At 66.7% G+C, this 7,792-nt stretch carries 6 protein-coding genes and 1 pseudogene; 1 reads left to right on the top strand and 6 read right to left on the bottom strand.

The genetic code is table 11. The features are described 5' to 3' along the window. Positions 1–531 precede the first annotated feature (531 nt). Positions 532–720: a hypothetical protein gene (locus tag E1298_RS40920; protein ID WP_131902765.1), complete on the bottom strand. Its 189-nt coding sequence runs from the start codon at positions 718–720 to the stop codon at positions 532–534. Here E1298_RS40920 and E1298_RS40915 point away from each other — a divergent pair. Then, the gene (locus E1298_RS40915; protein ID WP_131902764.1) at positions 697–1,554 is read left to right on the top strand and encodes an ATP-binding protein; all 858 of its coding nucleotides are present in this window, start codon (positions 697–699) and stop codon (positions 1,552–1,554) included. The genes E1298_RS40920 and E1298_RS40915 overlap by 24 nt on opposite strands. 172 nt (positions 1,555–1,726) lie before the next feature. On the opposite strand, the gene E1298_RS40910 is transcribed toward E1298_RS40915, so the two are convergent. The 5 genes and pseudogenes from E1298_RS40910 to E1298_RS40885 all read right to left on the bottom strand — a co-directional run bounded on the left by E1298_RS40910 (position 1,727) and on the right by E1298_RS40885 (position 7,209). Then, positions 1,727–2,668, bottom strand: a complete 942-nt coding sequence (locus tag E1298_RS40910) for a polyprenyl synthetase family protein (protein WP_165975908.1) — start codon at positions 2,666–2,668, stop codon at positions 1,727–1,729. A 125-nt stretch (positions 2,669–2,793) separates the two neighbouring features. After that, positions 2,794–3,912: a terpene synthase family protein gene (locus tag E1298_RS40905; RefSeq protein WP_131902762.1), complete on the bottom strand. Its 1,119-nt coding sequence runs from the start codon at positions 3,910–3,912 to the stop codon at positions 2,794–2,796. 259 nt (positions 3,913–4,171) lie between these two features. Beyond that, the gene (locus tag E1298_RS40900; RefSeq protein WP_131902761.1) at positions 4,172–5,269 is read right to left on the bottom strand and encodes a polyprenyl synthetase family protein; all 1,098 of its coding nucleotides are present in this window, start codon (positions 5,267–5,269) and stop codon (positions 4,172–4,174) included. A gap of 98 nt (positions 5,270–5,367) precedes the next feature. Further along, positions 5,368–5,674 (bottom strand): annotated as a pseudogene (locus tag E1298_RS40895) (4-hydroxy-3-methylbut-2-enyl diphosphate reductase); the annotation flags it as partial. Between the two features lie 1,073 nt (positions 5,675–6,747). Beyond that, a complete protein-coding gene (locus E1298_RS40885) occupies positions 6,748–7,209 on the bottom strand; it encodes an SRPBCC family protein (protein WP_131902760.1) in 462 nt (153 codons plus the stop codon). Positions 7,210–7,792: the final 583 nt, after the last annotated feature.

Below are 7,792 nucleotides of genomic sequence, written 5' to 3'. Positions count from 1 at the left end.
CCCGACCTCTCGATGCCCCGCCAGCCCGTCCCAGCAAGCGCCCCCGACCCCGGCGGCTGGGGCCTGGGCATCGTCGCCGCCCTCTCCGCCGAACACGGCTACCGCCCCGAGCACGGCGGCAAATGCACCTGGGCAATCCTCAGAACGCCCTCCCCCACCTAGCACGACACTCCGTCCAGGCAACGCCGTAGCGGGACGGACGGGCCGGCGCGCCTCCTGCTCACTCGTCGTCGTCACAACCACAGGAAGAGATGCCATGCCCTCGGAACGCGAACCATCAAGGAGCCATCCCGACACCACCACGGGTCGCCTCGCCCGCGCGCTCGCGGGCATCAGCGTTGAACTTGCCGACGAACGGGCGAAGGCCGCCCACCTGTCGACGGTCACAGCTATTGCCCCAGGCTGAGGGCCTGCCTGTCACCGAACTGACCCACCCTTGTGGAGCGCCGTCACGCTATTGCCCCCGGTCACTCTGCGTGGCGTGTCGACTTGCCTGAGTCACGTCCGAACCAAGATCCTGCTTGCTGTCGTTCAGGCCGTTAGGGGAACGGTGGCGAGGAGAACGTTCGGGACGGTAGACGTCGCGGAGATCTTGACGCACTGGCAGGCCAGTCGGTCTCTGCGGGAGATCTCCATCAGCCCCGTCTCGCCCAGGCCGATGACGGCGAACTGGGCTACCGGGATCTGGTCCGGGCCTTGGCGGGCGACGAACGCGAGCATCGCGTCACCACGCGGATCACCCGCTTGGAGCGCGCCGCGAAGTTCGAGGAAGCCGGCACCCTGGAGGACTTCGAGTACGACTACTCACCCGAACGGACCAAGGTCGCCGGACGGATCCGGGGCCTGACCGAGATGCGCTGGCACGCGGCCGGAGAGCCGGTACTGCTCAACGGCTCGGTCGGGACCGGCAAGACCCGGGTCGCAAGCGGGCTGGGACGGCTGGCGATCCGCCTGGGGCACGACGTGCGGTTCGGCCGAACCCACACCATGCTGCGGCACCTGGCCGGCGGCCACGAACGCGGCACCTGGGAAAGGAGACTCAACGCGCTACTCAAACCGTCCCTGCTGATCTTGGACAACTTCGCCGCCGGCCGGTTCACCGAGACCCAGACCCTCGACCTATATGAGGTGATCACCAACCGTCCCGGCAAGGCGTTGATCATCGTCTCGGGACGGGCGCCCAAGGAGTGGTACGGCCAGTTCCCCGAAAGCGCACTGCCGCTGGCCGAAGCGATCCTGGACCGCGTGGTCAACACCGGCCACCACATCGTCATGAACGGCCCCAGCTACCGCGCCAAGCAACGCCGCAGCCGCGCAGGCCAGCACGACGACACCACCCAGACTTCCACCAGCACCACCCGGGCCGCCAGACAGACCCGGAACGCGGCCCAGACGGTGGCGCCCGGTTTCACGACTGCGGTCAGACGCTTGGACGAGCAGGGTGCCGACGTGATCGGGCTCAGGTGCGGGTTCGATCCGGGCGTGCACGTCGGTGAAGCCGTGTGGGTGTGCAGGATGTCGGTCCAGACGGCCGGTTCGAAGGCCCACCGGTAGACCCGAACCTGCGTCCGGTGAAGCCGTTGCCGTACATGCCCTGGACGCCGCCGCCACGCAACAGCGATCCGGCCTCCTGGATTGCGACCATCTAAGTTCTATTTGGGGCTGGGGGGCAGCTTCGGGAGTAGGGGTCCGAGGAGCACGGTGTGTTGGCCTTCGCGCAGGTCGTCTATGACTGGTTTGCCGGGGCGCTGCTGGCGAGTGACGAGTGGGTGAGGAGAAGGGCGTAGTCGGCAAGGTTCTGCCGAGCTTGAGGATGTGCAGCGGCCCGGTCCAGGCAGTCGTGGGCCGCGGTCACTTCGTCTTGCATCCGCTGTTGGCACCAAGCACGGCCGCCGCACCGGTCGAGCAGATCTGCAAGGTGCTGCAGCTCGTCTTGGTCTGGTGTGTGGGTGGTCTCGTAGTACTGAGCAAGTTCGGAACGCTCGGGCCGTTGTGAGGACAGAGCCGCCACCACGGGAAGGGTCTTCTTCCGCGCCACGATGTCCGTCCTTGCTGGGATGCCCGCCTCATCTGGGTCACCCCAAATATCGGCCAAGTCGTCACTGAGTTGCACGATCATCCCGAGGTGATGTCCGAAGTCGGCCATGGCGCCAACCTGATCGGGATTCGTCTGCGCATACAGGGCGCCGAGATAGGCGCCGCATCGCAGATAGCTGCAGGTCTTGGCCACGGTGGTGTTCAGCGCGGTGGCCGAGGAGATCTCGACGCGGCGCTCAGCGGCGACGTCAAGGATCTGGCCGCAGGCGACTTCGCACGCGGTCCCGGCCAGCATGCGCACCGCGTCCACGGTGGCGTGTGTGGAGTGCTCGGCAAGAATCTCGAATGCCGCGCTGAGCAGCGCGTCGCCCGTGAGGATAGCTTCCGGCGCACCGTACTGGGCCCACAGGGCGAGGCGCCCTCGGCGGACCCGGTCAGCGTCGACGACATCGTCATGGATCAAGAATGAACCGGACATCACGTACCAGGCGGCAGCGGCGTCACGGGCTCGCTCCCAGGAGCCGCCGTCAACGGTTGCCGACAGCAACGGGCACAGCAGAGACCTGGCCCGGCCGGCGAAGGCGGAAGGACGTCCTTGTTCATCGCGCCAACCGAAGTGATAGAGCGCCATGCCGCGTACAGGCTCCTCAAGCCCTTCCAGAGACTGCCGGATCCTGGGAAGAACCAAATTCTGTGCCTGCGGGAGCAGACGAACAAGATCGGTGGTAGCAGATCGTGTCGTAGGGCCACCGACAGTCACAGCGGGACCTCCTGATGTTTTCGGGCAGGCGGACGGGTGAGATCGCATGTGTTGTCTCCTTGGTCTGCGGGAACGCAGGTGGCCGTGCTCACTCCCGCCCCCAGGTCCCACCACCACGCGGCGGACGGCGCCGGGGGAGGGGCGAGGCAGTCGTGGTCGGGGTGCGCGGTGGTTGGTGTGAGAGTGATGGGCCGAATGGTGCCGGGGCGTTCGCGATAGCGGTGCGTGAACTCGTACCAGTCCAGGTGACCGCGCACCATCTGCGCGACGTCCGAGGCGTGGCGCGCCAGCCGTTCGCCGTCCCTTGCGGTGAGTTGAGTCACCAGATGCTCGAGGCGGCAGGCGAGCAGATCACGCAGGGCGACAGCTCGTTCAACGGCCTCGATCCGTGTGACACCGTGGTGCTCAGCCATGATGTCCAGAATGTTCGGGCTGTTGGGCTCGGGATTGGGCGCTGCCAGGTCGTTGTCGATGCCGGCGAGCAAACCCATGGCCTGGCGGACCGCTACCGCGCGAGGGTCGAACCACTCTTGGCTCGTCAGTGTGTAGTCACCCGTGACCAGTGTGCCTGCGGCAAAGTAGGGGCCGCAGACATCCAGGAACCGCCAGGACAGGTAGTCGTCGAGGGTGCCGATGGCACGGCCGGGCACGATGCAGGTGAGCCATGCCCGCCAACCGCTGGCGACGTGGACCCAGGTGCTCTCGGGTACCGCGGCCTGAAGGTGCTCGGCCAGATAGCGCTCGGCACTGAGGTAGGGACAGAAGTCGAGGAGCGGAGCGCTCGGAGTGTCGAAGACACGGTCGGCGCCAGCGAGGCAGGCACGCACGTGCTGGGGCGGCGTGTCGCGTGCGGTGATGTGGTCGTCGAAGAAGCCCACCCACACCGCGTGCTGAGTCATCAGTTGGAGTACGGTCTTGTTCACCGCGCGCGGATAGACGCGGCAGATGCCGTACCCGCTGAGGGTGTTCGTGTACAGCTCGCGGGGCTCGGGAAGTCCCCGGCTGCCGTACCAGTCGACTGCTTTGGCGTCGAGATCCTTCCAGTCGCTGAGCGTGCAGAGTTGGTCCGGCCAAGGGCAGTAGACCGGCAGTTCTCGGGGATACGTCTCCACCATGGTGTGACCTCATCCTGCAGAGTCGGCCCGGCCGTCGCAGGATCGGGCGAGGCGCGCTCGTGGATCCTGTACTGACGACCGGTAGGGCGGTGCGGATCAGTGTTCGCAGCGGGTGATCAGGCGGGCCAGGGCAGCGAGTTCCGCCGTGGGAGTCGGACTCGGAACCACCGCTTGGAGTCGGCGCAGGGCGTCTCCCATGCCATAGGGGTTGCACACATGTACGTCCTTCGGTAGCGGCGGTGGTCTTGTTCAGGGGGCGTCAACCGCCAGCCTCGGTATGCAGCGCTGGAGAAGGGGCGAGTGAGCGGCGGGTGATGAAGCTCGTGTAGTCCGCGATGACGCGCCTGGTGTTGGCGTGAGGCGAGGCACGCCGGAGACAGCCGCGGGCTGCCGTCATCTGACGCTCGATCTCGTCCTCACACCAGGCTCTGCCGCCACACTGCTGAATGAGAGCAGCTACATGCCGAAGGTCGTCATCGCCAGGACGTTCGGTGCTGCTGTAGAAGGCTTGGAGCTCCTCTCGGCGTGGGTGGTTGGATCGCAGAGCCGAGAGCACTGCCAGCGTCTTCTTCCGGGAGTTGATGTCTGACCTGGGCGGCTCGGCCTGGTCACCTGGATCCCCCCAGATGTCTGCGACATCGTCCCGGAGCTGCCAAACTACGCCCACGTGTCCGCCGAACTCCGTGATGGCGTCCACCTGCTCTCGAGAAGCGTTGGTGTGCAGTGCGCCAAGGCGGCAGATGCACCGGAGCAGGCTGCAGGTCTTGGATTCGACCACACTCAGAGCCTCGTCGAATGTGGGGTTGGCCCGCCCTTCGAGCTCAACATCGAGTACCTGCCCAGCGCAGACTTCCCGAGCCGTTGCCGCGAGCACCCGAACGCTCTCGCTGGTGTGCTTCCCTGGCTGTGCTGTCAGGACTTCGAAGGCCAGAGCGAGCAGCGCGTCACCTACTTGCACTGCGGCGGGGGTTCCGAACGTCGCCCAGAGCGCGGGGCTGCCGCGGCGCATCTGGTCCCTGTCGAGGATGTCGTCATGGACGAGCGTCTGATTGCCCATCAACGTCCATGCCACGGCGGCATCTTGCGCGCGGTGCCATGACCCATCATCCAGGGTTGCGCTCAGCAACACCATAGTGCCCAGGCGCAGACTGGAACCTGTCAGGGTGGCAGGCTCACCCTTCGGATCGGTCCAACCAAAATGGTAAGTGGCCATGGTACGGATCGGCTCCGACAGCCACCCCACGCACTCGCGCAGCCGGGGCATCACTGCATTCCGCCCTTCCGCGAGCACTCGTGCCGGGTCAATGGCGTCACTGGCGCCTGGCCTTGTAGTCCCCGGTAACTGGGTGCTGTTCACGTGTAGCCTCCTGTTCGAGCACGTTGATTTGTCGTCGTCACTGGGTCCGGCGCCGTCGAACAAGCGGCGGCAGCGCTAGATGCAGTGACGTCGTAGCCGGCGGCGTATCGGACGGCTTCGTTGTGGACCTTGGTGACGAGCGGGCAGGTGGCGTCGATCGTGACCTGGGCCCGCACGGTGGGGGCGATGCCGTGTGCGGAGAAGACCAGCGTGCCGCCCACCGGCACGTCCGCCACCTGCTCGACGAAGACCGCTCCCTGGTACTCCAGGGACGTGACCACATGCTGGTTGTGGACGATCTCGTGGAACACGTAGACAGGCGTCCCGTACAGTCCCAGGGCCCGCTGCACGGTCTGCACGGCCCCGCACCACACCCGCGAAGAAGCCACGCGGCGCGGCCAGCAGCGCCCGCCGGCGCCTGGTCTCGCCGGCTCAACCAGCTCCCGCGCCTCGGCCAGGATCCGCATCCAGGACTGGGGCTCGCGGCAACCATCATCGGAGACCACGGGCGCGGGCCCCGCAGGCGATTGGCGTCCCGCCCCGACCGTCATCGCTTCACCCACAGGTCCAGCTTCATGGTCCGGTCGCCCGCACCGGCGCGCACGCACACCACCACACAAGGACGAGCGCCGGGCGGGAACCTGCTTGCATCCAGGAAACACACCGTCTACCGCCGCGGTCTACAAGGTCAGGCCCGCGGATGTGTCGCGCTCTGCCGCCATGTCGCGCTCACGGGCTGTCGACAACGGCCGTGGCTCGATTGTGATGCCACGGAATCTGGCGTGCGCCTGCAGCGGCAAATGTCGTACGTACGGCCCGAGGCGCTGCACCAAACCCCGAGTCACGAAACAATCAAGCAGACATCCGAACGCGGCGCATCGACATCAACGCCGCCAAAGCCTGACAGTCGATCAACTCATCACTAGGGAGCCAGGCCTCCGCCCACTGGCTCAATTCCGTGACCGGCCCACGGCTCAATATCGAGACCGCTGACACCACCTTCATGAGACGTACAGGAACGCCATGCTTCGGCATGGCCTCCTCGAAAGCACCACGCGATTGATCACTGCGTACGCCGACGACTGGCTCACGGCCAACCTTCCCAGTGCCGCGCCCCTGATCATCGCCGCTCCCACGGATCCCCCGGGCGGCCGACCACTCTCGGCGTGAGCCGTCCGGCACAGAGCCACTCCGGATTTGGTGGGACCCGGCAGGTAACGGCGACCGGACACAGATGGGCCCCCGGGCCAGCACCCGGGGGCCCATCGCTAGTGCCACGTCAGGCAATGTTCGCCCTGTCGACGACGGCGCGTAGGCGCCGGTCGTCGGCGTGGTGGTTTCGCCAGATGGTGTAGCGGCGGATCATGCTGCCCTGTTCCTTGTGGCTGGTGGGGTCGTGCCGTCGAAAGCGAAGTAGCGCAGAGCGGTGAACTGGGCCTCGATGCGGCTGAGCCGGGAACTGTTGGCGGGGGCTGGGGCTACTGCTCCACGTAGGCGGCGAGGTTCGCCAGGGAAGAGGCGAGCCCCGCGGCGTGGTCCTCCGCGGAGATGCCGTCCGGGACGTCCTCTGCAACGATGTCGACGCGCGTCCCCGCTTCGACAGCGGTGACCTTCCAAGTCATGGTCATCGTGCCGGCGTAGGCAGGATCATCGGAGACGAAGTCCACCGCCTGCACGACCTGCACGCCGGGGACAATGTCGACGAAGCGAGCCTCGACGATGTCGGAATCCACGGTCGCCTTGCCAGGCGCACCAGACACGTCGGAATAGGTCAGCACCAACCGGTACGACCCGCCCGGCCGGGCATCGAATCGCTCGAACCTGCCAGTCATCCCGGCCGGAGGGAGCCAGGCCATGAGCGCCTCGCGATCGACGAGTGCGGCCCAGACGCCGGCGGGTGGCGCAGCGATCACCCGTGACGCTCTGTCCATACGTGGCATGGCGCGAACCTAGCACCCCGCTCGGCCCCTGCCTAAGCCAGGGCTTCGCCGTGCACAGTGCTGCATGTCGGCGCTCACGCAATCCCCATCGGAGTGTGATCCACTCACGCAACTCCCCCACTGGCCGCTCGTCGTGGACCGAGGAATTCGCTCGTGATGCTCGCCCCGGGACGACGGACGTTCCGGCGAAAGCTGAAGGGGATCTGCCTCCGCCGCCCGATGAGATCGCACGACCACGTCCACGTCCAGGCGGACAAGGGGACCGGTGAGCAGGACTGCGGCGGCTCCGGTGAGCAGCAGTACGGGCCGCTCACCGTGTCGTGCCTGTTCTGCCGAGGACGAAGACGTCCGCCCGATGGCGGCACGCCCGGCATGGGAGCGGCTCGGCGGGGACCGTCTGCCTGGCTGCCCTCGTTGCCTGGGTACTGGACGGGTCATCAGCCTTGGCGGGAACGTGCGGGGCGGAGCCCCCACCAAGATGACCGAGACCGCGTGTCCGGAGTGCAGCGGGCATGTGGACTGACGATCTTGTGCCGTCGCTATCCCGGGGGCAGCCCTGACCCGTACGGCAAGGCCGTTCACG

Origin of the sequence: Actinomadura rubrisoli (assembly GCF_004349215.1) — a bacterium.
Taxonomy (GTDB): domain Bacteria; phylum Actinomycetota; class Actinomycetes; order Streptosporangiales; family Streptosporangiaceae; genus Spirillospora; species Spirillospora rubrisoli.
The sequence above is the reverse complement of the archived record's forward strand: the minus strand, read 5'-3'. Positions and strand labels throughout refer to the sequence as shown.